The sequence below is a fragment of the Pseudidiomarina marina genome (assembly GCF_044807045.1).
Taxonomy (GTDB): domain Bacteria; phylum Pseudomonadota; class Gammaproteobacteria; order Enterobacterales; family Alteromonadaceae; genus Pseudidiomarina; species Pseudidiomarina marina.
Genome location: NZ_CP085233.1, coordinates 2,346,633 through 2,370,917, shown reverse-complemented (window position 1 = coordinate 2,370,917; position 24,285 = coordinate 2,346,633). Strand labels below are relative to the sequence as shown.

Below are 24,285 nucleotides of genomic sequence, written 5' to 3'. Positions count from 1 at the left end.
TCGATATGTTACCCGTAGTTGCCCTGGTAGGGCGCCCAAATGTGGGCAAATCAACCTTGTTTAATCGGCTCACCCGTACTCGGGACGCCTTGGTTGCAGACTTTCCTGGCTTAACGCGAGACAGAAAATATGGCCAGGCCAACTACGACGGTTATCAGTTTATTGTCATCGACACCGCTGGTGTTCACGGTGACGAAGAAGGCATTGATGCCGAAATGGCATCGCAATCCTTGCGCGCCATTGATGAAGCAGATGTCGTTCTATTCATGGTGGATGCTCGCGATGGTATCACCGCGGCTGACATGGGCATTGCTGCGCATTTGCGCCGCCTTGGCAAAAAAGCTTATGTGGTTGCCAACAAAATCGACGGCATTGACGTCAACGCAGCCCGCGCCGACTTCTTCGAACTTGGCTTAGGCGATGTCCACGGCATTGCCGCCGCACACGGCCGTGGTGTTGAGCAACTGCTACAAGAATGCTTCGACCCGCTTGTCGAGGAATACCCAGGTGTCGTAGTCCGTCGTTCCACGACGGGTGACGAAGTCGTTAATCTCGACGCCGAAGGCAATCTAGTCAATGCGGAAGGCGAAATCGTTGAACCTGACGCCGACGGCAACGTCTACGACGCCGACGGTAACATCGTCGATGCTGACGGTAACATCATCGATTACGAAGGCAATATCATCGGTCAGCTCGGTGATCGTAGCCATGACGAAATTGACTACGATGCACTCCCACTAAAACTCGCAATTGTCGGTCGCCCGAACGTGGGTAAATCAACGCTAACCAACCGTATTCTTGGCGAAGAGCGGGTGGTCGTTTACGATATGCCAGGCACCACCCGTGACTCGATTTATATTCCAATGGAGCGCGAAGGTCGCCAATACATCTTAATCGACACCGCCGGCGTACGCCGCCGTGGTCGCATCGACGAAACCGTCGAAAAGTTCTCAGTGATTAAAACGCTGCAAGCCATCGAAGATGCCAACGTCGTGATCGCCGTCATCGACGCACGCGAAACCGTATCTGACCAAGACTTGAACTTAATTGGCTTTGCGCTGAACGCTGGTCGCTCAATCGTTATTGCCGTTAACAAATGGGATGGCTTGTCGCATGATCACCGCGAAGAAATCAAACGCGAACTCGACCGCCGCTTAGGCTTCGTTGATTTCGCCCGCGTGCACTTTATTTCAGCGCTACACGGCAGTGGCGTAGGTAACCTGTTTGAATCGGTGCTTGAAGCTTACGCCTCAGCATCAGCTCGCGTTGGCACCGCCAAGCTCACCCGTATTTTGGAAACCGCCGTCGAAGATCACCAACCACCATTGGTGAGCGGACGCCGCGTCAAACTCAAATACGCCCACGCTGGTGGCTATAACCCACCGCGAATCATCATTCACGGTAACCAAGTTGAATCGCTACCAGGCTCGTACAAACGCTACCTGATGAATTACTTCCGTAAATCATTAGGCGTGATGGGCACCCCCATCAAAATCGAGTTCCGCGAATCCGTCAACCCGTACGCCGGCCGCAAAAACCAGCTCACGCTCTCGCAAACCCGCAAGCGCAAGCGCCTGATGAAATTCCTCAAGAAGAAAAAGTAGCCCGGCGTTCCACGCCGGGTGGCGCAAAGCGCCGTAAGCCAATCTCCCACAGCAATATAAACTCGCCCAAACCTACTTTTTGCGCAACACTCAACCTATGAGAAACGTTCGCAGATTTTTCGAGCGCGGTTACTACTTTTTCACCGTGTGTACCTACCGCCGACAGCCGATATTAACGCGCCCCGATGTCATTGAAGCGCTGCGCAATGCTGTGCGCGAAACCATGAAAACACATCCATTTGAAATTGAAGCTTGGACAGTAATGCCTGATCACATTCACTGCGTATTAATCATCAAAGACGATTTCGTCCCAGTACGCTGGGGAAAAATTAAAGCACTAACCACCAAGGCTCTTCCGGAATTCTCCTCGAAGTCTCGAAAAAATGCCAAGAACACCAAAGCCAGAATAGCGCATGGATACGGGAAACTTTGGCAGCATAGTTATTGGGAACACGAGATTCGAGATGAACGCGAATATATGATGTATATCCTCTACTGCTGTTTTAACCCAGTAAAGCATGGCTACGTAAAGAACGCGTGGGATTGGCCTTATTCGACCTTAAATCGGTATCTGAGCGAGGGGCGTTACCCAGACGATTGGAAATACATCACGCCGGCTTGGCTTGAAGACAACTTTAGCGATTATCAAGAACCTTAATTATTGGTTCTTAAATTTAATTAACTCGCGGCGTTCTTTTTTGTCGGGTTTGTGATCGGGGTGAGGGTTGTATAACGCATTCATTTTGCGTAGCTCGGCCTCTTTTTCGCGGCGTGCGATGGAGTCGGCCGTTTCACGGTAAAGTTCTTGAGCCAACGGCGCGCTGAGGCGATTTTCGCTTAAGCCTAAAACTTCGACTTCGTAGATATCATGGCCGCGTGGGGCTTTGACAATTTGTCCGACGGTGATGGTTTTTGAAGGCTTGCAACGTTGGCCGTCAACCGACACTTTGCCTGCCTGCACGACTTGGCGCGCAAGCGATCGGGTTTTATAAAAGCGTGCAGCCCAAAGCCATTTGTCGATACGTACAGATTCCATGTTTAGTACCTCGGCGTCGTAGCCCGGCGTTCTACGCCGGGTGGCACGTAGTGCCGTTAATCTCAAATTTTGTGAAATGCTTGGCATCGGGGAAGCCCGAATGATAACGGCGCGGTGCGCCACCCGGCGTAGAACGCCGGGCTACCAGCATCGGGGGAGCCCGAATGATAACGGCGCTTTGCGCCACCCGGCGTAGAACGCCGGGCTACCGGCATCGGGGAAGCCCGGATGATAACGGCGCGGTGCGCCACCCGGCGTGGAACGCCGGGCTACAGGTCTTGTTCGGTGAAGCGGTACTGGGTTTGGCAGTATTCGCAGGTCATGACGACGGCGCCTTCTTCGGCGATGATTTCGCGCAGTTCTTCCGGCGATACGGAGGCTAACGCTTCTAGCGTGCCGTCGCGCGAGCAGCCGCACTTGAAGCTGACCGGCTGAGCGGGATACAGCTCAACATGCTCTTCGTGGTACAAGCGATGTAATACTTGTTCGCCCGGTAACGTGAATAGTTCAACCGCGCTAATGGTGTCGGTTAAGTGCTCGAGGTGCTCAAACGCTTCCAAGGTGGTTCCGGCAGCTGGCATCACCTGTAGCATCATACCGGCGGCGTGTTCACCGTCAGCGAATAACCAAATACGTGTGCGTAATTGTTCCGATTGCATAAAGTAATCTTCCACCACGCGTGCAATCGAGTCATTGTCGGCGCTCACGACGCCCTGATAGCGCTCACCTTCAAGTGGTGTCAACGTAATCACCATCACCGCTTTGGCGCCCATCAAAGTACGCAAATCGTTCATATCATCGGCGATCTCTGAGCGTACGCGCGCGATGCCGCGTAATTCTTGGTGATGTGAGCCATTAACTGCGACAAAGTTCACTGGGCCATCGCCCTGAATTTGAATAGAAATATGCCCTTCAAACTTCAGCGTTGCGGTTAATAACGAGGTTGCCGCCATTAATTCACCCAACAAGCGTTGAACTGGCGCTGGGTAATCATGTCCTAGAATCATGCGTTGATAACTGGTGCTCAATTGCACCAATTCGCCACGCACGTCTTGCTCTAGAAACGTATAGCGCAATAGTTGATCGGTTGGGTAATGGGTATCGTTTTTGCTCATGGTGATTATACGTCTGTCATACTTGTGTAAAAAAGTGGCGGCATTATACCAGAATCCTCGAATTTGATCTGTTCTCTTGTGTATAGTAAGGCTAGAATGACCAAAAGACGCAAATGTCACATAATTATAACGAAAGCGTAGTATTGACCCATGCAGATACAGAACACGCACGTCAACGCATTGATTACTGCGGTTTGCGCAGTAGCGGCAGTATGGTTGGGCGCGCAACTTACCTGGCAGCTGATAACGCCAGCCAGCGAGGTGCCTTCGGGGCCGATTCAAGTGACCACTCAAAGTGCTGAGTCATCGTACTCGGCGCGCTCTATTGTTGCGCTCGATTTATTCGGCGCCGCCTCAGAAGCGACACCACAAGCATCTTCGAATGCACCAAAAACATCGTTGAATATCCGCTTATTGGGCGTATCTGCTTCGAATGTGCCAGAGCGTTCAGCGGCGATTATTGAACGCAGTGGTCAGCAAGAAGTGTACGTCATGGGTGATAAGCTGGAAGGCACTCAAGTTATCATTAAGGAAATTTACGCTGACCGCGTGATTCTTGATAACAATGGACGCCTTGAAACGCTGGAATTAGAAGGCATCGGCGAGCTCAGTGAGGGGCTGTCGTTAACGATGGCGAATATGACTGGTGCCGAGATGCGAACTTCAGGGCGAGCAGTTCGTGACGGCGGTTCAAGCCCGCGACGCACAGAACGAAACACCCAAGTAACAGCCGCTGCCGTAAATCCTGAAAGTCTCCTCGAATTTATTCAAATTACGCCGGTGCGCGGCGGTAGCGGCCTTAGTGGCTATCGTTTAAGTGCTGGTAAAAATCCAGAATTTTTCCGCCAAGCCGGTTTTCGTGACGGCGATTTGGCAGTGGCAATCAATGGCCAAGATTTAACAAATATCAGTACCGCGATGAAAATCACTGGCGAGCTTGGTGATATGACAGAAGCCACAATAACTGTGCTGCGCGGCAATGAATCGGTCGACTTGCAACTCGATATTCGAGATCTTCCTAGCGAAGCGGTGCAAGACCAAGATCAAAGGAATTAAGGGATAAGTATGCGTAAAACCTCATTGGCTTTGGCCATCACAATCGGCGCGGCTCTCGCGGGAACCTTCCATGATGTGAGCGCGCAGCAATCACGCCAAGCGACGCAGCAACAACGGCAAACCGCGGACGAGCCGGTTGAATACGCAGCGAGCTTTAAAAATACCGATATCACCGAATTTATTCAGGTGGTGGGACGCAACTTAGGCCGTACCATCATTATTGATCCTGATGTGCGTGGTCGCATTGACGTGCGCAGTTACGACGTGATGAACGAAAGCCAGTACTGGCAGTTCTTCTTAAACGTATTAGATGTGTATGGTTTCGCCACCATCGAAATGGAATCGGGCGTGATTAAAGTGATGCGCGACAAAGACGCCCGTAACGGTGCAATTCCGGTGGTCGATGACAACTCGCTCGGTGGCGATACGTTAATCACCCGCGTAGTGCCTGTCTCGAACGTCAGCGTGCGTGAATTAGCACCCTTGTTGCGTTTATTAAACGACCAAAGTGGCGGCGGCAACGTGGTGAGCTATGACCCATCCAACGTGATTATGATCACCGGTCGTAGCGAAACTGTGCAGCGCTTAGTTGAAATTATCGAGCGTGTGGATCGCGCCGGTGACCAAGACGTGACCGTCGTGAAACTTGAGTTTGCATCGGCTTCTGAAGTGGTGCGTATTGCTTTAAGTTTGTTTGAGAAAGCCAATGACGGCACGCCAGCCTTATTGATTCCAAAAATTGTGGCTGATGAACGTACCAATAGCGTCGTCATTAGCGGTGAGCCGCGGGCACGACAGCGGGTAATGAAGCTGATTAATCAGCTTGATCAAGATTTGAAAACCGAAGGCAACACGCGCGTTTACTACTTAAAGTACGCCAAAGCTGAAGAGCTCGTGGATGTGTTGCAGGGCGTGAGCCAAAGCTTACAGGCTGAAAAAGAGTCAGCGTCTTCAGCCGCCGGAACAACGGCAGCAGCACGTCGTTCAAGTTCGTCGAGCGGCGAAATCTCAATTAGTGCGCATGACGCGTCGAACTCGTTAGTGATTACCGCGCAGCCTGATTTGCTAGCAAGCCTTGAGGGCGTGATTCGCCAATTGGATATTCGTCGCGCACAAGTACATGTGGAAGCAATCATCGTTGAAATTATGGAAGGCGATGGCGTTGATTTCGGTCTGCAATGGATTAGCGAAGATGGCGGCATGGTGCAATATAACAACGGTCGCCAAGCGCCAATCGGCCAGATTGCTGCAGGTGCTTATTTGGCGCGCGAACAGCCGGGAAGAACGACAACCCAATATGATAATGCGGGCAACCCATTAGTGACTGAAGAGCCTGCACAGCCGGGCGATGTGTCGCTATTGGCGCAGGTATTACAGAACGTGAACGGCATGATGGTTGGTGTCGTGAAAAACGATTGGGGCGCGATTTTGCAAGCGGTGACCACCAATACCAACTCAAATATTTTGGCGACGCCGTCAATTATGACCGTGGATAATGAAGAAGCGTCGTTCTTGGTGGGGCAGTCAGTGCCAACAATTACCGGTTCAACCACCGGTTCAAATAACGACAACCCGTTCCAAACCGTTGAACGTGAAGACGTGGGTATTAAATTAAAAGTAACGCCGCAAATTAACGAAGGCAGCGGTGTGCAGCTCGTGATTGAGCAGGAAGTATCAAGCATCAGCGGTGCCACCTCGGTGGATATCACCATCAATAAACGTGAATTAAAAACCGTTGTTATGGCAGACGATGGCGAAACCATTGTGCTGGGTGGCTTGATTGACGAAGACGTGCAAGAATCGGAGTCGAAAGTACCGGTTTTGGGCGATATTCCGTTTTTGGGGCACTTGTTTAAGAGCACTTCAACGTCGCGTCAAAAGCGCAACTTGATGGTGTTTTTGCGCCCAACAATTGTGCGTGATGGTGCTGCAGCATCGCAGATTTCGTCTCGGAAATATAACTACATCCGCGCTGAGCAAATTAAAGCGGACGAAGAAGGCATTTCGTTGATGCCGCTGACTGACCAGCCGGTATTACCGGAGTGGGATGGGCCGTTGACGTTGCCGCCATCGTTCGAAAAGTATATGGAAGAAGAAAATAAGGGCAGTGGTAATGACTGATATCGCGAATGTGGCCGCGCAAGTGGCACCGCGACGGTTGCCATTCGCGTTTGCGAAACGCCACGGGGTGGTGGTGGCCTACGCCGCTGTTTCTGGGGCGGATGATGCGGTGTCTGGTGATGCCATCGTGCACGCGCGTCATGGCGTCAGCCCGCAAGCTTTGCTCGAGGTGCGCCGCGTGTTAGGCACCCCGTTCGTATTACAAGAGCACAGCGCCGAAGAATTCGAAGCGATTTTGACGCAGGCTTACCAACGCGATTCGTCGGAAGCGAAGCAGTTGATGGAAGATATCGGCAACGAAAGTAACTTATTTTCGCTGGCCGATGAACTCCCGCAAACCGAAGACTTGTTAGAGAGCGAAGACGACGCCCCAATTATCAAACTCATTAACGCCATGCTCTCGGAAGCCATCAAAGAGGGTGCTTCGGATATTCACATAGAAACCTTTGAGAAAGATCTGTTGGTGCGGTTTCGCATCGATGGCGTGTTACGCGAAGTGATTCGTCCAAACCGTAAACTTAGCTCATTGTTGGTATCGCGGATTAAGGTCATGGCGCAGCTTGATATCGCTGAGAAACGCGTACCGCAAGATGGCCGCATAAGCTTGCTGATTGCCGGCCGCGCGGTGGATGTGCGGGTATCGACCATGCCATCCAATCATGGCGAACGGGTGGTGTTGCGTTTGCTTGATAAAAACAACGCACGCTTGAACCTCGAACAGCTCGGTATGACCGAAGCGAACCGCCGTATTTTCTCGCAACTGATTAAAAAACCACACGGTATTATCTTGGTCACCGGCCCAACCGGTTCGGGTAAATCCACCACCTTGTATGCTGGGTTGATGGAAATTAACTCGCGCGACCGCAACATTTTGACAGTGGAAGATCCGATTGAATATTCCATTGAAGGCATTGGTCAAATGCAGGTGAACCCGAAGGTGAACATGACCTTTGCTCGCGGTTTACGTGCCATTTTGCGCCAAGACCCCGATGTGGTGATGGTGGGTGAGATCCGCGACGTTGAAACCGCGCAAATTGGCGTGCAGGCATCGTTGACCGGTCATTTGGTTCTGTCGACCTTGCACACCAACACCGCAGCAGGCGCGATTACCCGCCTCGAAGACATGGGCGTGGAGCCATTCTTATTGTCGTCTTCGTTATTGGCAGTGCTGGCGCAGCGCTTGGTACGAACCTTGTGTGACGACTGTAAGGAGCCTTATCAAGCTTCGGCTGAGGAACTTGCTTACGTGGCTGACGCGACAGTGGACGGTGGCGCCCAATTGTATCGTGCAGTGGGCTGCGACAAGTGTAATCACACTGGTTATCGCGGTCGTACCGGTATTCATGAATTATTGGTGGTGGATGAGCGCGTCCGCGAGCTTATTCATAATGGCCATGGCGAACAAGCCATTGAAAAATATGTACGCGCGTTGGCGCCATCCATTCGAGATGATGGTTTGGCCAAAGTGATTGCTGGCATCACCACCTTAGAAGAAGTGTTGCGCGTAACGCGCGAGGAGTAACCGGTGGCAGCGTATGCATTTCAGGCGTTAAACGCCAGCGGTCGCAAAACCAAAGGTGTCATTGAAGCCGATACCGAACGCCAAGTGCGCGCACAACTGCGCGAGCAGGGGCTGATTCCGGTTGCTGTTGAATTGGCTGAAGAGGGAAGCTCCTCTCGATCGGGGACGCGGTCCGGAGCAGGGGTCGGAGCAGGGTCTGCACCCCTCCTCAAGCGCTTGCAAACGCGCGGTGTTGGCGCCGCCGATTTAGCCTTGATTACCCGCCAATTAGCGACTTTAGTCTCCGCGGCTCTGCCTATTGAGCAAGCGTTGTTTGCGGTATCTGAACAAACCGATAAACCACGGCTACAGAAGCTAATTATGGCGGTTCGCTCCAAGGTCGTGGAAGGGTATTCATTAGCCGAGGCAATGGCTGAGTATCCGCACGTATTTGATAAATTATTTACCGCGATGGTCGCGGCGGGGGAGCGTTCGGGGCACTTAGATGAAGTGTTGAATCGCTTAGCCGATTACACCGAGCAGCGTAACCGCCTCAAAGGGCAGTTGGTGCAAGCGTTGGTGTATCCAACCATTTTGACGTTAGTCGCCATTGGCGTGATTATCTTCTTGCTGGTGAGTGTGGTGCCACAAATTGTCGAACAATTTAGCGGCCTCGACCAAGATCTACCGCCAACCACCACGTTCTTACTAGCCGTCAGCCAATTCTTACAAAATTATGGACTGTTTCTGCTGGGGATAATTCTAGTGGGATTAGTTGTTGGCGGACAGCTGTTACGCAAACCATCACGGCGCGACAAGTTCGATGCTTGGGTGTTGAAAGTGCCGCTGTTTGGGCGTGTGATTAAGGGCGTGAATACGGCACGCTTTGCGCGAACGTTAAGTATTTTGTCGGCCTCAGCGGTGCCGCTACTGGATGGTTTAAGAATTACCGGCCGCGTGCTGACCAACCGCGCGATGCAAATTGCGGTTGAAGAAGCCTGCGACCGAGTGCGAGAAGGCTCATCATTACGAGCTGCACTAGCGCAAACCAAATTATTTCCGCCAATGATGCTGCACATGATTGCTGCCGGCGAAAAATCAGGTGAACTCGAACAGCTACTCGGGCGTGCCGCCGACAACCAAGACCGCGATTTTGAAACCACCATGAACGTCGCGCTAAAAATATTTGAGCCCGCATTGATCGTTGTCATGGCTGGCGTGGTCTTACTGATCGTACTCGCAATCATTCAACCTATATTAGAGCTCAACCAAAGCGTAGGACTTTAGAGGAAAACCATGAAAAAACAATCCGCATTCAGCCTTATCGAAGTGATGGTGGTTATCGCCATCCTTGGTTTATTAGCGTCGTTAATTTTGCCAAACGTGCTCGGCTCAGCAGACCAAGCCAACCGTCAAAAAGCGCGTACCGACATCATTGCGCTGGAAAATGCATTGGCACAATATCGCCTTGATAACGGCTCGTTCCCAACTACCGAGCAAGGCCTTGAAGCCTTAACCGAAGAGCCAAACGTTGACCCGCGCCCGCGCAACTACCGTCGCGGCGGCTACATCCAACGTTTGCCATCCGACCCATGGGGCAACGAATACCTGTTATTAAGCCCGGGTGAGTTCGGCGATATCGACATTTTTTCAGCCGGTCCTGATGGCCAAACTGGCACCGACGACGACATCGGCAACTGGAACATCGAGTAGCCCGTCGTTCCACGACGGGTGGCCGAAGGCCGCTAATGATGCTACCCACGAATCATGCCGCTAATCGCAGAAGCCGAACGAGTCACCAAGGCTTCACCCTAGTCGAAGTCATGGTCACCATGGCGGTTATCGGCATGCTGGCGCTGACCGTCAGTTTCGTCGTACCCGATAAACAGGACGACGAAGCTGCCGACAATGCACGAGTACTCTACGAACGCATCCGCTACGCCCGCGAATACGCCTTAGTGCGCCACGCCATTCTCGGTTTGCGCATTGACGACGGTAACAGCTACCGTTTTCTTCAATTCACCGACGGTCGCTGGCAGGATATCACCCACCGAGGTTTGCGGCGCACGGATCTCAGCACCGATATCGAGCTAACCGTCGAGGCCGGCGATCTCGAGCTGTTACAACAAGACGATACTGAGCTCGATGAAGTATTCGCCGTGGACCGTGAGGACCGCGGAACTCGCTCCGACGACGACAAACCAGCCAGTGAACCCACACCCCAATTATTTATTTTTGGTAGCGGCGATCTCCCACCATTTGAATTATTTGTGCGTCATGTGGGCTTGCTAGGAGAGCCAGTTAGCTGGCGCATTGCCAGTACGGATGGCGTCGATATTGTGCTGGAGCGCGAAAATTAATGAGTATGCGTAACCGTGGATTCACCTTAGTGGAAGTGATGTTTGCACTGGGCATTTTCGCCTTGGCGGCACTGGCTGCAGTGGCTGCAACCAGCCAACATTTAAATGATCTGAACTACATGCAGGACAAGTCGATGGCGCAATATGCCGCGGCGAATGCGATGGCGCGAGTGAGCTTGGATTATCCTCCTGAAAACGGTGCCAGCGGCGCGGAAGTGGTTGGCTCACGTCAGTGGTTTTGGCGCTCAGAAGTGTTGAAAACACAAACCGAAGATGTGTTTTATGTGACGGTGCGTGTATTTGCAGAGCAACCCAGCTCGAGTGATAGTAACGAGGGTGCTTTGGTGGTCTTGAGCCGATATTTAGGCCCAGACTCTGGTTCTGCTGATGGCGGTGCGCGCCCATGATGCAGCATCGTCGCGGATTCACCTTAGTTGAAGTATTGGTCACCGTCGTCATCATGGCGGTGATAGGGCTTGCCTCAGCCGCGGTGATTAACGCCATTATGCGTACCAGCGAGCAAAGCGAAGCCGCCATCGCCCGGCTCGAAAAACTCCAGTACAGCATGCTGATTTTAGAGCAAGACATTCGCCAAATGGTGGCACGCGATAATCCGACTGGGCGTTATATCTTTATTGACGATGATCGTTTGGGATTTGTTCGCTCGGGCTGGTTTAATCCGCTGGGCTTATTTCCGCGCAGTGAATTGCAGCCGGTGGCCTACTTAATTCGCGAAGGCAATCTGGTGCGCGAGCATTTTAACTTTGTCGATGTGAGTGAATCGTCCGATCCGGTATCGCGCATCGTGCTTGAGGGCGTCACCGCCTTCACCGCCAAACCCCTTAAGAGGGGTGCAGTCCAAGGACAGACCCCCACCTCCGCGCGCAATAATTCGAACGACAATAGCGATATCGAAGGCTTACCGCCAGCGCTCGAGATTACGATTGAAACAGAAACTTGGGGCACCATCACGCGGGTGTTTTTGATTAATGACGGAGGTCTTGATGATCAGCCGTCGCCGTAATTCGCCCGCAGTCGGGCCTGTGCGTCAACGTGGTGTGGCGTTATTAATGGTGCTATTAGTTGTGGCACTCGTATCCATCATGGCCGTGACATTAAGTGGGCGCTTACAAACCACGGTGTTGCGAACCGCCAATTTTCAACAAGCTGAACAAGCCTATTGGTATTGGTTAAGCGCCGAAGAAATTGTGCGAGAGTTGCTACAACGCGAAGTGAGTGAAAACGACGGGGTCGTGACCCAGCAGCAAATGTGGTATCAGCAAAGTAAGAGCGGCAGCATTTACCCAGTTGATGGCGGTGCAATCAAAGGTGAAATTCAAGATTTGCAGAGTTGTTTTAATTTGAACTCATTGCGGGTAGAGGATGGGGTCAGCTCCGGCTCCGGAGCAGGGACTGCACCCCCTTCGAATACCGGGCAAGGCAGCCAAAGCGGCACCAATACCGGCTCGAACTCCGGCACGAATAACAACAACGCCAACTCGGGTAGTGGCAATAATGCGGGCGGTTCAATCGCGCCAGATGTGTTACGCGAACGCCGCAAAGCGCAACTACGCATGCTGTTGATGGCAACTGACGATAACATGGAGCCATATGCCGCAGACGTGATTGTCGATTCGCTGGCCGACTGGCTCGATAGCGATGATAACATTGATGGCAGTTACGGCGCTGAATCGGTGGATTATCAGAGCTTGCAGTTTCCGTATCGGGCGGCGAACAGTTGGCTGGTTCATGTGAGCGAATTACGCTTAGTGCGTGGTGTGACGGCGCGTATTTATCAGCAAATTAAACCGTACGTATGTGTTATTCCTCGCGATAACAGTCTGAAATTAAACATAAATACGGTTAGTAAAGAGCAACCCGAGCTCTTGCAGGCTGTAACAGTCGGTGCAATGTCGATGGGCGATGCCGCGAGTTTCTTGGCCTCCCGTCGCGAAAGTGGCTATGAAAGTATGGACGATGCGCGTAATAATGGGGCGATAAATGATGCCGCATCGCGCGGTACCCGACCGAATTTTGGCGGCGGTGTAACCCCAAATGGCGTGACCGCGCAAACAATCGGTGGTGCACTTGACGATTTAGACGTGAACAGTAAGTATTTTCAATTAAACGCAAAAATTGGTTATGGCGACCTGACGATGGCCGCCGAGAGCCAGTTTTTAATCACCAGCGAGACCGCAGAAGTATTGTATCGCGGCGCAGGAGAACCCTAAATTATGGAACAACTATTTATCCGCTTGAGCTCGGCTGAACGCGAGCCGCTGCACTGGCTGATTTGGAGCCCAGCGCAAAGCGAATTAATTGCAAGCGGAACGCTGAATGATTTGTCCGAGTTAAGCCAACTGACGGACCACGCCCGTAGTCGCGAGGTAATTTGTTACGCGCCAGGTACCGAGTTGTTACTCACACAAGTGGAATTGCCTAGTAGCGCGATTCGCATGCTGCCACAGGTAGTGCCGAACGCGTTAGAAGATGAATTGGCGCAGGATATTGGCGAGTTGCACTTTGCGTGGCCTCCGGCGAAGAAGGGGGGGGCAGTCCTTGGACTGCACGTTGCCGTTGTCGCCCGCGAAGTTATGGCAAAATGGCTAGCAGCATTGGACGAAGCCGATATTGAGTGCGACGAAATTTACCCCGATATTTTTATGGTGCCAGCGCCGCAGGTACAACCGCAGTTGTCTGAAAGCGAAGAGGGTGCAGGCCCAGCTCCGGAGCAAGGACTGCACCCCACCTCCCTAACCCTAGGCGAGACGGTGATTGTGCGCACCGGACAGTACACCGGCTTTACCACCGACACCGCGCTCGCGCCAATTGTAACCGAAGGTATGCAGTTGCAGCCGGTCGAGCAGATGGATATCGAAGTGCCATTGAGTGTGGTTGCCACCACTTACAACGCGCGGAAATCTGCGCCACCGATGATTAATCTTCGTCAGCAAGAGTTTCGCTCGCAGCGTAAAAAGCGCAAAGGCGTGAAAGTAAGCACTTACAAACCAGCGGCGATTGCGGCTGGTGTACTGTTGGCGGTGGCTTATAGCTCGCAAGTGATTGAATATGTGCAACTTGGCAATCAAAGTGCGCAACTCGAACAAGCTATTGAGCAAACCTATCGCGATGCGTTTCCGAATGAAAAGCGCATTGTAAATGTCCGCTCGCAACTCAATCGCCACTTAGAAAGTTTAGGCATGCAAGGCACAAAATCATCGCCGCTTGAGTTATTGGCGCATCTTGAAGGTGCGTTTAAAGCGAATCGCGATGTCAGACTTGAGCTTATCCGTTACGATGACAAAACCCTTCGCATGCAAGTAAACGCCAGTAGTTTCGACAGCTTAGAGAACTTTCGTAAAGTAGCGAATCAAGGTGGGCAGGTGGTTGTTGAGCAAGGACCTGTGAGTAACCAAAGCGGTGCAGTAAGCGGCGCCCTAACCGTGAAGAAGGATGTGTGATGCCTCGTTTGTTACAGCAGAGTTTGTTACAGCAGAGTTTGTTACAGCAAATAGTGCAACGCGTTCCGGGGTTAGAAGCGCGCGTGAACCAAATGAACCAACGCGAGAAACGATTAGTCAGCGTAGCCGCAGTGCTTCTGGTCATTACGTTGGCGTACTTCATTGCCTGGAAGCCGTTAGCCGATGGCATCGCCGAGCGTGAAGCTAAAGTTGTCGCGCAGCAAGAGCTATTGCAGTGGGTGCGTGAAAACACCGGCCGCTACCTTTCGCAAAAAGGTGGGGTGCAGTCCAAGGACAGCACCCCCACCTCAGCCATGAACGGCAGCATGAGCGAACGCGTCACGCGCTTAGCTACCGCCGCCAAAATCGAAGTCACGCGCATGCAACCACAGTCTGACAGCTTAGTTGTGGTAATAGACGAAGTGCCATTTAACGCGCTGCTGCAGTTCATCGAAAGCCTTGAGACTCAAGCTGGCCTCGTTATCGAACACCTCGATGCGACCGAAGGCGGTGAGCCGGGTATTGTTCGGGTACGTCGCTTGCAGGTGGCGGAATGATGTCGTGGCGCTGGCTGTTATGGCTAATTCCGTTGTACCTGATTGCGCTGATCGCGTTGACACCCGCTTCAGTGATTAAGTGGGGTGCAGGCCTAGCTCCGGAGCAGGGACTGCACGTCTCCTCCACCGCAGGTACGATATGGAACGGGCGGGCGAATATTAGTGCAAAGCTGCCGACAGGCGGCATGTTAAATCTTGACGATGTGCAATGGCAGCTGAATCCGTGGAAGTTATTCATGGCTGAAGCGGAAATCGCAGTCGAAATTCCGTCGAAGAATTATCTGTATGGCACAGCCGTTATCAACGCGGGAATGTCGCAGGCGCAGCTCAAAGGCAATCTCAAGGGCGCAATGCAGCCGGCGATCCAACAACTGAAACTTCCCGTACCCATCACTATGGCTGGTAACTTCGAACTTGATATCACTGATTATCAAGTCTCTGATTTTAATAGCGGAAAGATCTGCGATGCGTTAGCCGGTACAATCAATGCGCGGCGAACTGAAATGCGAATTAACCAGCAGTGGTATGAACTGGGAGACTATTTAGCGACGCTCACATGCAATGCTGAAAATGGCATAAATGTTAGAATCGACGATAATAACATCGTTGGTTTGCGCTTAGACGCACAAGTGAATGGGCGTATCGATGCACCGCAACTGAGCGTAAACGGCAGTATGAAACCAACGTTGCAAACCCCGCAGCCAATCTCTGAGCTGTTAGTTTTCATCGGAAAACCGGACGCTCAAGGCCGATACAACTTTAAATGGTAAAAAGGAGTACTTATGGAACAAGTCACGACATGGATTAGCGAAAACCAAGAGCTAATTCTCAGCTACACCGTAAAATTTATCGTCGCAATTATCATCTTAATTGTCGGTAAGATTGTAGCGAACTCAGTTTCTAAGTTAATGGGCAAAGGCATGGAGAAACGCGGCACCGATAAAGCCGTGATTAGCTTCCTTGGCGCCATTGTTCGCTCGGTTATTTTCATCGCCGCCGTGCTCATGGCGCTGTCTCAGGTTGGCGTCGAAACCACATCCTTCATTGCTATTTTAGGTGCCGCCGGTTTGGCAATCGGCCTGTCACTGCAAGGCTCGCTATCGAACATGGCGTCGGGCGTATTAATCATCTTATTCCGTCCATTCCGTGCCGGTGAATACGTGGACGCAGGTGGCGTTTCGGGTACCGTTGAAGAAGTGAACATCTTCCAAACTATCCTGAAAACACCAGATAACAAAGTGGTATTCGTGCCGAACGCGCAGATTACCGGCTCGCCAATTACGAACTACAACCGAGAAGATACTCGCCGTGTCGATCTGCTTATCGGCGTGTCATACGACGCCGACTTGCACAAAACCAAAGAAGTGCTTGAAAGTGTATTGAAAGCAGATGAACGTTTGCTGAAAGATCCAGCTTGGAACATCCAGGTTCATGCATTAAACAGCTCTTCGGTCGATTTCATTGTTCGCCCTTGGGTGAAAAGCACTGACTATTGGGCGGTGTATTGGGACTTGATGCGCGAAATTAAAATTGCATTAGACAAAAACGAAATTGGAATCCCTTATCCGCAAATGGATGTGCACCTGCACAAACAAGACTAGAAAAAGGAGGGGTGCAGTCCAAGGACTGCACCCCACTTATTTACTTCTGCGAAAGCGGATATTCGCGCACTAAACTCTCAAGCGGAATATCCAGTCCATGGTTTAGATTTCGAATCATCGCCAAACTTAGTTTGCGTTTTTTATTCAGCACTTCACTGACTCTGCTACGTTGTCCGAGAAACGGCACTAAATCGGCATCTGCTAACCCCAACTGTTCCATTCGAAACTTAATTGCTTCAACCGGATCGGGAGTTTCAATGACAAATTTTCGTGTATCATAAGCCTCAACCAGCGTTGTCAGTACATCAAGCTCGTCACCTTCAGGCGTGTTCGGTTCCGCATCGAATATTTCTTCGATGCGTCGCATAGTCGACAGATAGTCGTCTTCTGTTTTGATAGGTTGAATATTCAAGTGCTATACCTCTGCCGCGTTAATCTTGTCATATTGCTCATGAGTACCCACAAACCGGATATAAACGATCGAAAATTTGTAGTTAACCATGACAATCAAACGATATTTGTTTCCGTGAATATTGAAGATGACTCTGTTTTTACCGACAAAGCTCGCATTTCTGTACTGCCATTTGACGTCGTTTGGAAATTTCCAATCGGCCTTCTTTACTTCATCAAACCATGCTTTGAGCGCCTGCTCAGAGTCGGTAAACCTGGGTTGTTCCCAAAAATCACGAAGTGTTTTTCTTGAAATTATTCGCATTATAGCTCCATTTTCCCGATATGGGAAATAAAGGGGTGCAGTCCAAGGACTGCACCCCTCCTCTTATTCATCTTCGTCGTCGGCGAGCGCCATGTTGACGAGGCGGGTGTAGCTCACGAGCGGGAAGTCGACCTGCGCCGAGAGCATTTTGTGGAACTCTTCGTCGCCGTAGACGGCAATTTGGTTGCGGGCAGTGTTGATGATTTTGCACTGAGCTTCGTAATGCGAGGCTTCGACATTGAACGATCGACGAATGAAATCCCGATAATTAGCTTGTCGCTCATCTGGGTCCGAGCCAAGTAGGGTATACAGCGGATGTTCCACTAAACCATAGCTGTGTAATCCCCATGCGTTGGTGTGAAAACTGCTCCAATGATACTGACGTGGGCCCTTTACCATTCCAGCGCGCACCGGATTCAACTCGATATACCGATATAACTCTAAAATGTATCGCTGGCCATCTGCTAATAGTTGACGGAATCGTTGCTCCCAGAGCGTGCCTGAGCGGTTGTATTTCTTGTTGTAATGCTGCGTATAACTCCCTTTAAGTTTTTGCATGAAAATACTGATGGTGCGTGGATTTTTAGGCGTGAGCAAAAAATGAAAATGATTGCTCATCATCACCCAGGCGTGCAGGGCAATCTCGTACTCTTCGGCGAAGTCAAAAGCGCGATGAATGAACGCCGCATAGTCTTTTTCGTCATGAAATATCCGCATTTTATTGATGCCACGATCAAAGATATGCTGACAAACCTGAGCCCCTTGGTATCGCTTTCTGCGAGGCATAACACACTCCTTGTGTATGGATGGGAGAGGAGGGGTGCAGTCCAAGGACTGCACCCCACTTACCGGTGCGGGCACCGATGCCTTATTTTACCACCTTTCAGGCCACGTAAATTCTGAGCAAAAGAAGGGTGCAGTCCTTGGACTGCACCCCACCTCTCGCCTATGCTGAAAGCAGGACTTCAACAAAAGGAAGAGAGCAATGAAACCTTTCGTAACAAAAATGTCAGTTGCTGCGCTAGCAATCGCCGCATTAACAACAACAGCGCAAGCGCAACAAACTCTACAACAGCCTAGCTTCGACAAGCTCGGCGTGAGCTATATCAACTACGACCTCGAAGGCGAAACCTTGAACGGCGCCGGCCTGCAGTTTAACCGCCACATTAATCAAGACTGGTTCTTCGACGTAAATTACATTTACGCCACCGACGATTACACCGTTAGCGGCGTTGACGTCGACGCCACCGCAAATACGCTGTACGGCAACCTTGCCTTCAAGTTCTATCAAATGAATAACATGGTGGCTTACGCCAGCGCTGGCTTGGTGTACAGCGAAATTGACGTCGACAGCGGTGTTGGTAGCTTCAACGAAGACGACACCGGTTGGAACGCCCAAATTGGTATGCGCACCCGTATCACCGACGTTTTTGAAGTCGACGCAAACGTACGTCACGTCGATATCTACGACGGCAGCGACCAAGAATGGAGCATTAGCGGCCAGTACTACATCACTAATGAATTCAGCTTAGGCCTTGGTTACACACTTGTTGACTCTGATAACAGCTACGTCGCGCTAAGCGGCAACTTCCACTTCTGATAAAGAGGGGGCAGTCCTTGGACTGCACCCCACCTCTCACTTACAATTTTCACCTTTACAGACCTCTAACTAACTGATAGATTTACAAGTGATCACTCACATAGACGTGAGCTGATTGGCCAATCAAAGAAGTAAGGAAGAGGAAATATTATGAAAACTTTATCAGCATTATTTGCTGCTGCACTTATGGCGTTAGCGCCAACTGCAATGGCATCTGGTCAAGCTGGTGGCGCTGAGGCATCTGGTTCAGGTGCAGCATTCTCTACTGGCGCAATGGTAGCCGCTGGTGTTGCTGGCGTAGCTGTTTTAGTTGTTGCAACTGACGATGACGACGATTACGTCATGCCAGAAAACAACGACAACGACGACGATGATGACGACGACGATAACGGCAACGGTACCGTTACTTCAACTAGCACAACTACCTCAACTGTAGGTATGTAATCTAGTTTGAAGTAAACATAAAAGTCGCAAGCGCAAGCTTGCGGCTTTTTTATTTTGTGAAGGTGATAATTATGTTAATATCGCCGGAATAAATAGAACACAAAAGCTCCAGCAAACAGAACCCAAAACTAAATCATGAAAGCCAAACAAACCTTTTACATTCAAGTCATCATTTTGGCTCTCATCAGCACGCTGATAAGTGGCTGTAGCGCTCGCCTTCAAAATTATCAAGAAATTGTCACCGAACTCTTCAGCACACCAGAAGACGTGACGCTCAGCCAACAAGAAATTGAAGAATTCCCGTATGCCGGTAGCTACATTCAAGTTGATAAGCGACCGCGCGCATTTATGGCATTGGCATTCGACGATAATGGCGTACTTAAATGGCGCACCGGCGGTGAGGAAATTATCCACACCAAGCACGGTCGAATTACAGCGACCAATAATATGAGCGGCGCTATCGCACATACCAGTAACTTAAAAAATGACCCGCTAGGGTGTTTCCGTGTTGCTATTATTGATGATAACGATCTCGAGACCTGCTCAACAACCTGGCAGCGTGAGATCTGGGTCACCACCGCTACGCCGGAAAAAATCGAAGATCAGGCGTACACCTATACCTCTGAATTCAAAGTAGGCGCTACCGAGCAAGTCAGTTTGGCTAACGGCAGCGAGCACCAAGTCATCAAAATTGAAGAACGCGTAAGCACTGGCACAAGCGACCACCACATCACCAACACCTTTTACATCAGCACCGACAACGGTCGCATTGTGAAATCGCACCAGCTCATCGCGCCCCAAAGTAACTCCGAAAGTACCTTCGCAACCATTGAAGAAGTGAAGCCGTACACCCTAGAAAAAGTGAAGAATAACGGATGATCACGCGCACTCTTAAACTCACAGCCATCGCATTCGCTGTAGCAACGGCTGCAACAAGCGCTTATGCCCAGAACCAAGCAACGGTCGCCGTAAAAATTCAAGGCCCAGAAAAGGCCCCAGAGTTGCAATTTGCCGGCAGCCCGCGTCTACACCAGGTGTACGAGAACGCGCAAATTAAACCAGAAGAAATCTTTTGGCCGGGCGTGCGTCTTGTCAGCGCAGAAAAGCACAACGAGATCATTCAAAAGCAAAAGCAGCTTACCCAGCAACTCTACAAACTCGAACGCTACTTTCAGCAAGAAGGCCAACGTAGTTATGCGCAACTAGCTAACCGCATCGCCAGCCAAATCTCAAATTGGCCGGTAGTGGGCGCTGAGCCAATTGGTCGCGGCCATGTTGAGCAGGGTCCGAAAGATGTCACGCTAGGCGTCGATATCAACAAAAAGAGCAGCCTTACCAGCTATTACGACGAGGCGCGCCTCAACATCAATGCAAACCCGCAGCTACCGCAGGGCTCCAAAGAGCAGCCGGCGCGGTATCAGTTGCTCATGCCAACAATCGAGAAACACCAAACAAAGCACCTGCAAGTAATTGGCGCTGTGTGGATGCCGTTCACCATGAGCTACCACCCGCATTTCACCGCACGTGAAACCGCGCACAAAGAGAACTTCAAGCAGCGCCTTGAAGCGATCACGCATAAAGACAAAGTGCTACAAGTAACCGCTCAAGGCGACATTCAAGAAATCGCAATCGATCCATATAACGCTCACAGCCAGAAATTTTCAGCTGGCGCAAAAATACTAGCGTTGTTCAACACCAAAAAACTGCCAAAAGAATTCAAAAACATAAACACGCAAATGGCAGAGCTTGCGAAGTACTGGAACCCATTGCAGCCAACTCTGCATGAAACCAGTCATTTCACTACGTTGGGTAAGTACACCCAAAGCGAAAAAGAGCAGCAGCCACCAATGCTTATCTTCGGCGAAGCGGACAAGAAGCCGCGTCCAAGTACGAGTGATTATGGCAGCGTGGGTCTGTTGCAAATGCCAAGTGGACGTCATGCCGAACAGGGTGAATTTAGCTTTACCTATTCCGATCAGGAAGAGTACCGTCGCTGGGCATTGAATCTACAACTGTTCCCGTGGTTAGAAGCAACACTGCGATATAATGATATTCGTACCCGCAAGTACAGCCAATTCGAAGAGTTCTCAGGTGATCAAACCTATAAAGACCGCGGTGTCGATTTAAAACTTCGTCTTACCGAAGAAACGCGCTGGATACCCGAAACCAGTGTGGGTATTCGAGACCTTGCTGGTACCGGTTTATTTGCTGGTGAGTACGTAGCTGCCAGCAAGCGTTTAGGTAACTTTGATTTTACTGCGGGTATCGGCTGGGGCTACCTCGGTAAAAATAACAACATTAACAATCCGTTCTGCGAACTCACCGACGAATTCTGCAATCGCACAGGTGGTTTCAGCGGCCGAGGTGGAAGCTTTGAAGTGGATAAATGGTTCAAAGGCAACACCGCCTGGTTCGCGGGGCTTGAATACCAAACGCCGTGGGATCCGCTTAGCATCAAAGTTGAATACGACAGTAACAACTATAAAAATGAGCCGTCGACGGTCGCTATGCCGCAAGACTCACGTTGGAACTACGGCTTAGAGTATGATCTCGGCAATAACATGAGCCTGAAAGCCAGCTACGAACGCGGCAACACCATCATGTTTGGTTTTACCCTGCGCACGAACCTTGCGAATGCAAAACAGCCAAAAATAGATAGCCATCGGAAGCGCCCACCAGCGCCACCGCGGCTGCAAAGTGTCGAACAGCTCAAGCAACAAGATGAGCTCAATAAACTACGCACAACAATGAACGCTGAAGCGAGCACGTGGGTACGTGAGTTGGCGCTTAGCGAAGACGAGCAAACGCTCACGTTATACGGTAGCCAATATCGCTATCGAGACAGTGAACTTGGCCTTGAAAAAATCAGCCGCGTACTCGCAACCGAAGTACCTGATTCCATTAAAACGTATCAGTTCATTGATCAATCAGGCACCATGAACTTGGCACAAAACAACATTGATGCTGAGATATTCAAAGACGCCATGGGCCGCCGAACTATCAATGCCACCACGCAACAGGCATACAGCCGTAGCGAGGTGACCGATAATCCAGGCGACATGATTTACAAGAAAGAGTTTGAGTTTGCCGATCTACCAACGGTGAGCGTGAAGCCTTACCTAGACCAAAGCTTCGGCGGGCCAGAAGACTTTTATTTGTATCAGCTCGGCGTTGATGCGCGCGTGCGTTATTCATTAAGCCGTAACACGTTCGTCGCCGGTACCGCCAGCTTACGCGTTATCGATAACTACGATAAGTTCAATTACACAACCGGCACGGAAACCGGTGCATTGCCGCGCGTACGTACCTATGTACGTGAATATGTGACAGGCAGCGATGTGTTCTTGCGCAACCTGCAAGTAATCCATCGTCGCCAGCTAGCCGACAATTGGTTCGCCGCGGGTTACGTCGGGTACCAAGAACAAATGTTTGGTGGCTTTGGTGGCGAATTGCTTTATCGTGAATTAGACAGTAATTGGGCGGTGGGCTTAGATATTAACTATGCCAAGCAACGTGACTGGGAAAACCACTTCGGTTTCCGTGATTATGACGTGATTACCGGCCATTTAACCGGTTACTGGCGTCCGAACTTTATGCCAAATAGCTTGGTGCGTGTAGCAGCAGGTCAATTCTTAGCCGGTGACCGTGGTGCGCTCGTCGCATTTGATCACAAGTTCGACAGCGGCATCATTGTCGGTGCCTATGCAGCGAAAACCAATGTCTCAGCGGAAGAATATGGTGAAGGTAGCTTCACCAAAGGGTTCTATATCAGCATTCCGTTTGACATACTGCAGCTACGTTATAGCCCGGGCCGCGGCACAATCGGCTGGAGCCCATTGACACGCGATGGCGGCCAAATGCTAGGTCGCGAATTTAGTCTGTTTGGCGCAACCGATAAACGTAGCCCGTATTATGTTGATTAAGAGGGAATTTAAATGGCAAAAGTAGTTGTCGCCGGCACCGGATACGTCGGCCTGTCAAATGCCGTGTTACTAGCGCAGCACAACCAAGTGCATGCGCTCGATATTGTGCAAGAAAAAGTTGACCTGATTAACGCAGGTAAAAGCCCAATTGAAGATAAAGAAATCAGCGCGTTTTTAGCCGAAAAAGAACTGAATTTAACGGCGACAACTGACCCAAGTGTATACGCGGAAGCGGAGTGGGTGATTATTGCAACGCCAACCGATTACGATGCACAAACCAACTACTTCAATACGCGTTCGGTTGAAGCTGTGATTGAAACCGTACTAAAGCATAATCCGCAAGCGGTGATGGTGATTAAGTCGACCATTCCGGTGGGCTACACCAACGAACTGAAAGCCAAATTCAAAACCGACAATATTATCTTTTCGCCAGAGTTTTTGCGTGAAGGTAAAGCATTATACGATAACCTGTACCCATCACGCATTATTGTGGGCGAGCGCTCACCGCGCGCCGAGACGTTTGCGACGATGCTGAAGCAGGGTGCGATTAAACAAGATGTACCGGTATTGTTCACCGATGCCACTGAAGCCGAAGCGATTAAATTGTTCGCGAACACTTTCTTAGCGATGCGCGTGGCGTACTTTAATGAGCTAGACACCTATTCAGCAGTGCATGGCTTAGATAGCCGTCAGGTGATTGAAGGCGTATGCTTAGATCCGCGAATTGGTAACCATTACAATAACCCGAGTTTCGGCTATGGTGGTTACTGTTTACCGAAAGACACCAAGCAGTTGTTGGCAAACTACGATGAAGTGCCGCAGAATATGATTCGTGCGGTGGTTGATGCTAACCGTACGCGCAAAGATTTTATTGCCGAAGATATTCTGCGCCGCAGCCCGAAAGTTGTTGGTGTATACCGCTTGGTAATGAAGCAAGGCTCAGATAACTTCCGTGCTTCGGCAGTGCAGGGCGTAATGAAACGCCTAAAGGCCAAAGGCATTGAAGTGGTAGTGTACGAACCAGTATTAAAAGAAGAATCATTTTTTAACTCACGTGTGATTCGTGACTTAGGTGAGTTTAAGCGGATGAGCGATGTGATTGTGAGTAATCGCCATCATGACGTGCTTAGCGATGTCGCGGATAAAGTGTATACGCGTGATTTGTTTGGTAGTGACTAAAACTACAATTAT

Annotated in this window: 25 protein-coding genes; 20 read left to right on the top strand and 5 right to left on the bottom strand. The window is 50.7% G+C overall.

Annotated features, from left to right (window positions below; genetic code table 11):
* Nucleotides 1-5 precede the first annotated feature (5 nt).
* Both der and LG272_RS11255 read left to right on the top strand, forming a co-directional pair.
* Complete coding sequence (gene der / locus LG272_RS11260; RefSeq protein WP_404408663.1) at nucleotides 6-1,604, top strand: ribosome biogenesis GTPase Der; 1,599 nt, start codon at nucleotides 6-8, stop codon at nucleotides 1,602-1,604.
* Nucleotides 1,605-1,701: 97 nt separating this feature from the next.
* Nucleotides 1,702-2,262 carry an REP-associated tyrosine transposase gene (locus tag LG272_RS11255; RefSeq protein ID WP_404408661.1) on the top strand — a complete coding sequence of 187 codons (561 nt, stop codon included), beginning with the start codon at nucleotides 1,702-1,704 and terminating at the stop codon, nucleotides 2,260-2,262.
* On the opposite strand, the gene LG272_RS11250 is transcribed toward LG272_RS11255, so the two are convergent.
* Both LG272_RS11250 and hslO read right to left on the bottom strand, forming a co-directional pair.
* The gene (locus LG272_RS11250; RefSeq protein WP_404408659.1) at nucleotides 2,263-2,640 is read right to left on the bottom strand and encodes an RNA-binding S4 domain-containing protein; all 378 of its coding nucleotides are present in this window, start codon (nucleotides 2,638-2,640) and stop codon (nucleotides 2,263-2,265) included.
* A 269-nt stretch (nucleotides 2,641-2,909) separates the two neighbouring features.
* Nucleotides 2,910-3,755 (bottom strand): Hsp33 family molecular chaperone HslO, encoded by an 846-nt coding sequence (hslO, locus tag LG272_RS11245; RefSeq protein ID WP_404408657.1) that lies wholly within the window; start codon nucleotides 3,753-3,755, stop codon nucleotides 2,910-2,912.
* Between the two features lie 150 nt (nucleotides 3,756-3,905).
* On the opposite strand from hslO, the gene gspC reads away from it, so the two are divergent.
* The 13 genes from gspC to LG272_RS11180 are packed head-to-tail and all read left to right on the top strand — an operon-like array spanning nucleotide 3,906 to nucleotide 16,412.
* A complete protein-coding gene (gspC, locus tag LG272_RS11240; protein WP_404408655.1) occupies nucleotides 3,906-4,811 on the top strand; it encodes a type II secretion system protein GspC in 906 nt (301 codons plus the stop codon).
* 9 nt (nucleotides 4,812-4,820) lie between these two features.
* Complete coding sequence (gspD, locus tag LG272_RS11235) at nucleotides 4,821-6,932, top strand: type II secretion system secretin GspD (protein WP_404408653.1); 2,112 nt, start codon at nucleotides 4,821-4,823, stop codon at nucleotides 6,930-6,932.
* Nucleotides 6,925-8,454, top strand: a complete 1,530-nt coding sequence (gspE, locus tag LG272_RS11230; RefSeq protein WP_404408651.1) for a type II secretion system ATPase GspE — start codon at nucleotides 6,925-6,927, stop codon at nucleotides 8,452-8,454. The genes gspD and gspE overlap by 8 nt, the downstream gene beginning before the upstream one ends.
* 3 nt (nucleotides 8,455-8,457) lie before the next feature.
* On the top strand, nucleotides 8,458-9,720 hold the full coding sequence (gene gspF, locus LG272_RS11225) for a type II secretion system inner membrane protein GspF (RefSeq protein WP_404408649.1): 1,263 nt from the start codon (nucleotides 8,458-8,460) through the stop codon (nucleotides 9,718-9,720).
* A gap of 9 nt (nucleotides 9,721-9,729) precedes the next feature.
* Entirely contained in the window at nucleotides 9,730-10,146 is a 417-nt protein-coding gene (gene gspG / locus LG272_RS11220; RefSeq protein ID WP_404408647.1) for a type II secretion system major pseudopilin GspG, read from the top strand.
* Nucleotides 10,147-10,181: 35 nt separating this feature from the next.
* Nucleotides 10,182-10,793 carry a Tfp pilus assembly protein FimT/FimU gene (locus tag LG272_RS11215; RefSeq protein WP_404408645.1) on the top strand — a complete coding sequence of 204 codons (612 nt, stop codon included), beginning with the start codon at nucleotides 10,182-10,184 and terminating at the stop codon, nucleotides 10,791-10,793.
* Nucleotides 10,793-11,200, top strand: coding sequence for a type II secretion system minor pseudopilin GspI (gene gspI, locus LG272_RS11210; protein WP_404408643.1), 408 nt, complete (start codon nucleotides 10,793-10,795; stop codon nucleotides 11,198-11,200). Before LG272_RS11215 ends, gspI begins: the two co-directional genes overlap by 1 nt.
* On the top strand, nucleotides 11,197-11,817 hold the full coding sequence (gene gspJ, locus LG272_RS11205; protein ID WP_404408641.1) for a type II secretion system minor pseudopilin GspJ: 621 nt from the start codon (nucleotides 11,197-11,199) through the stop codon (nucleotides 11,815-11,817). Before gspI ends, gspJ begins: the two co-directional genes overlap by 4 nt.
* Nucleotides 11,798-13,024: a type II secretion system minor pseudopilin GspK gene (gene gspK / locus LG272_RS11200; RefSeq protein WP_404408639.1), complete on the top strand. Its 1,227-nt coding sequence runs from the start codon at nucleotides 11,798-11,800 to the stop codon at nucleotides 13,022-13,024. The genes gspJ and gspK overlap by 20 nt, the downstream gene beginning before the upstream one ends.
* A gap of 3 nt (nucleotides 13,025-13,027) precedes the next feature.
* The gene (gene gspL / locus LG272_RS11195) at nucleotides 13,028-14,254 is read left to right on the top strand and encodes a type II secretion system protein GspL (RefSeq protein ID WP_404408637.1); all 1,227 of its coding nucleotides are present in this window, start codon (nucleotides 13,028-13,030) and stop codon (nucleotides 14,252-14,254) included.
* A complete protein-coding gene (gspM, locus tag LG272_RS11190; RefSeq protein ID WP_404408635.1) occupies nucleotides 14,254-14,811 on the top strand; it encodes a type II secretion system protein GspM in 558 nt (185 codons plus the stop codon). Before gspL ends, gspM begins: the two co-directional genes overlap by 1 nt.
* The gene (locus tag LG272_RS11185) at nucleotides 14,808-15,581 is read left to right on the top strand and encodes a type II secretion system protein N (RefSeq protein ID WP_404408633.1); all 774 of its coding nucleotides are present in this window, start codon (nucleotides 14,808-14,810) and stop codon (nucleotides 15,579-15,581) included. The genes gspM and LG272_RS11185 overlap by 4 nt, the downstream gene beginning before the upstream one ends.
* Before the next feature lie 12 nt (nucleotides 15,582-15,593).
* Nucleotides 15,594-16,412, top strand: a complete 819-nt coding sequence (locus tag LG272_RS11180) for a mechanosensitive ion channel domain-containing protein (RefSeq protein WP_404408631.1) — start codon at nucleotides 15,594-15,596, stop codon at nucleotides 16,410-16,412.
* Between the two features lie 40 nt (nucleotides 16,413-16,452).
* Here LG272_RS11180 and LG272_RS11175 read toward each other — a convergent pair whose 3' ends face one another.
* From LG272_RS11175 to LG272_RS11165, 3 genes are all read right to left on the bottom strand, one after another.
* The gene (locus LG272_RS11175; RefSeq protein ID WP_404408629.1) at nucleotides 16,453-16,824 is read right to left on the bottom strand and encodes a type II toxin-antitoxin system HigA family antitoxin; all 372 of its coding nucleotides are present in this window, start codon (nucleotides 16,822-16,824) and stop codon (nucleotides 16,453-16,455) included.
* A gap of 3 nt (nucleotides 16,825-16,827) precedes the next feature.
* Entirely contained in the window at nucleotides 16,828-17,127 is a 300-nt protein-coding gene (locus tag LG272_RS11170) for a type II toxin-antitoxin system HigB family toxin (RefSeq protein ID WP_404408627.1), read from the bottom strand.
* Between the two features lie 63 nt (nucleotides 17,128-17,190).
* Entirely contained in the window at nucleotides 17,191-17,913 is a 723-nt protein-coding gene (locus LG272_RS11165) for a transposase (RefSeq protein WP_404408625.1), read from the bottom strand.
* Between the two features lie 199 nt (nucleotides 17,914-18,112).
* On the opposite strand from LG272_RS11165, the gene LG272_RS11160 reads away from it, so the two are divergent.
* From LG272_RS11160 to LG272_RS11140, 5 genes are all read left to right on the top strand, one after another.
* Nucleotides 18,113-18,727 carry an outer membrane beta-barrel protein gene (locus tag LG272_RS11160; RefSeq protein WP_404408623.1) on the top strand — a complete coding sequence of 205 codons (615 nt, stop codon included), beginning with the start codon at nucleotides 18,113-18,115 and terminating at the stop codon, nucleotides 18,725-18,727.
* 150 nt (nucleotides 18,728-18,877) lie between these two features.
* Nucleotides 18,878-19,171, top strand: a complete 294-nt coding sequence (locus LG272_RS11155; protein ID WP_404408621.1) for a hypothetical protein — start codon at nucleotides 18,878-18,880, stop codon at nucleotides 19,169-19,171.
* A gap of 135 nt (nucleotides 19,172-19,306) precedes the next feature.
* The gene (locus LG272_RS11150; protein WP_404408619.1) at nucleotides 19,307-20,050 is read left to right on the top strand and encodes a YjbF family lipoprotein; all 744 of its coding nucleotides are present in this window, start codon (nucleotides 19,307-19,309) and stop codon (nucleotides 20,048-20,050) included.
* Nucleotides 20,047-23,094, top strand: coding sequence for a YjbH domain-containing protein (locus tag LG272_RS11145; protein WP_404408617.1), 3,048 nt, complete (start codon nucleotides 20,047-20,049; stop codon nucleotides 23,092-23,094). Before LG272_RS11150 ends, LG272_RS11145 begins: the two co-directional genes overlap by 4 nt.
* 12 nt (nucleotides 23,095-23,106) lie before the next feature.
* Entirely contained in the window at nucleotides 23,107-24,273 is a 1,167-nt protein-coding gene (locus LG272_RS11140; RefSeq protein ID WP_404408615.1) for a nucleotide sugar dehydrogenase, read from the top strand.
* Nucleotides 24,274-24,285 lie beyond the last annotated feature (12 nt).

Bases quoted from the DNA above. Each gene is read 5' to 3' on its own strand.
- LG272_RS11255 (WP_404408661.1), top strand. From the start codon at position 1,702: ATGAGAAACGTTCGCAGATTTTTCGAGCGCGGTTACTACTTTTTCACC.
- LG272_RS11165 (WP_404408625.1), bottom strand. From the start codon at position 17,913: ATGCCTCGCAGAAAGCGATACCAAGGGGCTCAGGTTTGTCAGCATATC.
- LG272_RS11150 (WP_404408619.1), top strand. From the start codon at position 19,307: ATGAAAGCCAAACAAACCTTTTACATTCAAGTCATCATTTTGGCTCTC.
- gspK (WP_404408639.1), top strand. From the start codon at position 11,798: ATGATCAGCCGTCGCCGTAATTCGCCCGCAGTCGGGCCTGTGCGTCAA.
- LG272_RS11160 (WP_404408623.1), top strand. From the start codon at position 18,113: ATGAAACCTTTCGTAACAAAAATGTCAGTTGCTGCGCTAGCAATCGCC.
- gspI (WP_404408643.1), top strand. From the start codon at position 10,793: ATGAGTATGCGTAACCGTGGATTCACCTTAGTGGAAGTGATGTTTGCA.
- gspC (WP_404408655.1), top strand. From the start codon at position 3,906: ATGCAGATACAGAACACGCACGTCAACGCATTGATTACTGCGGTTTGC.
- gspJ (WP_404408641.1), top strand. From the start codon at position 11,197: ATGATGCAGCATCGTCGCGGATTCACCTTAGTTGAAGTATTGGTCACC.
- LG272_RS11250 (WP_404408659.1), bottom strand. From the start codon at position 2,640: ATGGAATCTGTACGTATCGACAAATGGCTTTGGGCTGCACGCTTTTAT.
- gspL (WP_404408637.1), top strand. From the start codon at position 13,028: ATGGAACAACTATTTATCCGCTTGAGCTCGGCTGAACGCGAGCCGCTG.
- der (WP_404408663.1), top strand. From the start codon at position 6: ATGTTACCCGTAGTTGCCCTGGTAGGGCGCCCAAATGTGGGCAAATCA.
- LG272_RS11170 (WP_404408627.1), bottom strand. From the start codon at position 17,127: ATGCGAATAATTTCAAGAAAAACACTTCGTGATTTTTGGGAACAACCC.
- gspG (WP_404408647.1), top strand. From the start codon at position 9,730: ATGAAAAAACAATCCGCATTCAGCCTTATCGAAGTGATGGTGGTTATC.
- gspE (WP_404408651.1), top strand. From the start codon at position 6,925: ATGACTGATATCGCGAATGTGGCCGCGCAAGTGGCACCGCGACGGTTG.
- LG272_RS11145 (WP_404408617.1), top strand. From the start codon at position 20,047: ATGATCACGCGCACTCTTAAACTCACAGCCATCGCATTCGCTGTAGCA.
- LG272_RS11185 (WP_404408633.1), top strand. From the start codon at position 14,808: ATGATGTCGTGGCGCTGGCTGTTATGGCTAATTCCGTTGTACCTGATT.
- LG272_RS11140 (WP_404408615.1), top strand. From the start codon at position 23,107: ATGGCAAAAGTAGTTGTCGCCGGCACCGGATACGTCGGCCTGTCAAAT.
- hslO (WP_404408657.1), bottom strand. From the start codon at position 3,755: ATGAGCAAAAACGATACCCATTACCCAACCGATCAACTATTGCGCTAT.
- LG272_RS11215 (WP_404408645.1), top strand. From the start codon at position 10,182: ATGATGCTACCCACGAATCATGCCGCTAATCGCAGAAGCCGAACGAGT.
- LG272_RS11180 (WP_404408631.1), top strand. From the start codon at position 15,594: ATGGAACAAGTCACGACATGGATTAGCGAAAACCAAGAGCTAATTCTC.
- gspM (WP_404408635.1), top strand. From the start codon at position 14,254: ATGCCTCGTTTGTTACAGCAGAGTTTGTTACAGCAGAGTTTGTTACAG.
- gspD (WP_404408653.1), top strand. From the start codon at position 4,821: ATGCGTAAAACCTCATTGGCTTTGGCCATCACAATCGGCGCGGCTCTC.
- LG272_RS11155 (WP_404408621.1), top strand. From the start codon at position 18,878: ATGAAAACTTTATCAGCATTATTTGCTGCTGCACTTATGGCGTTAGCG.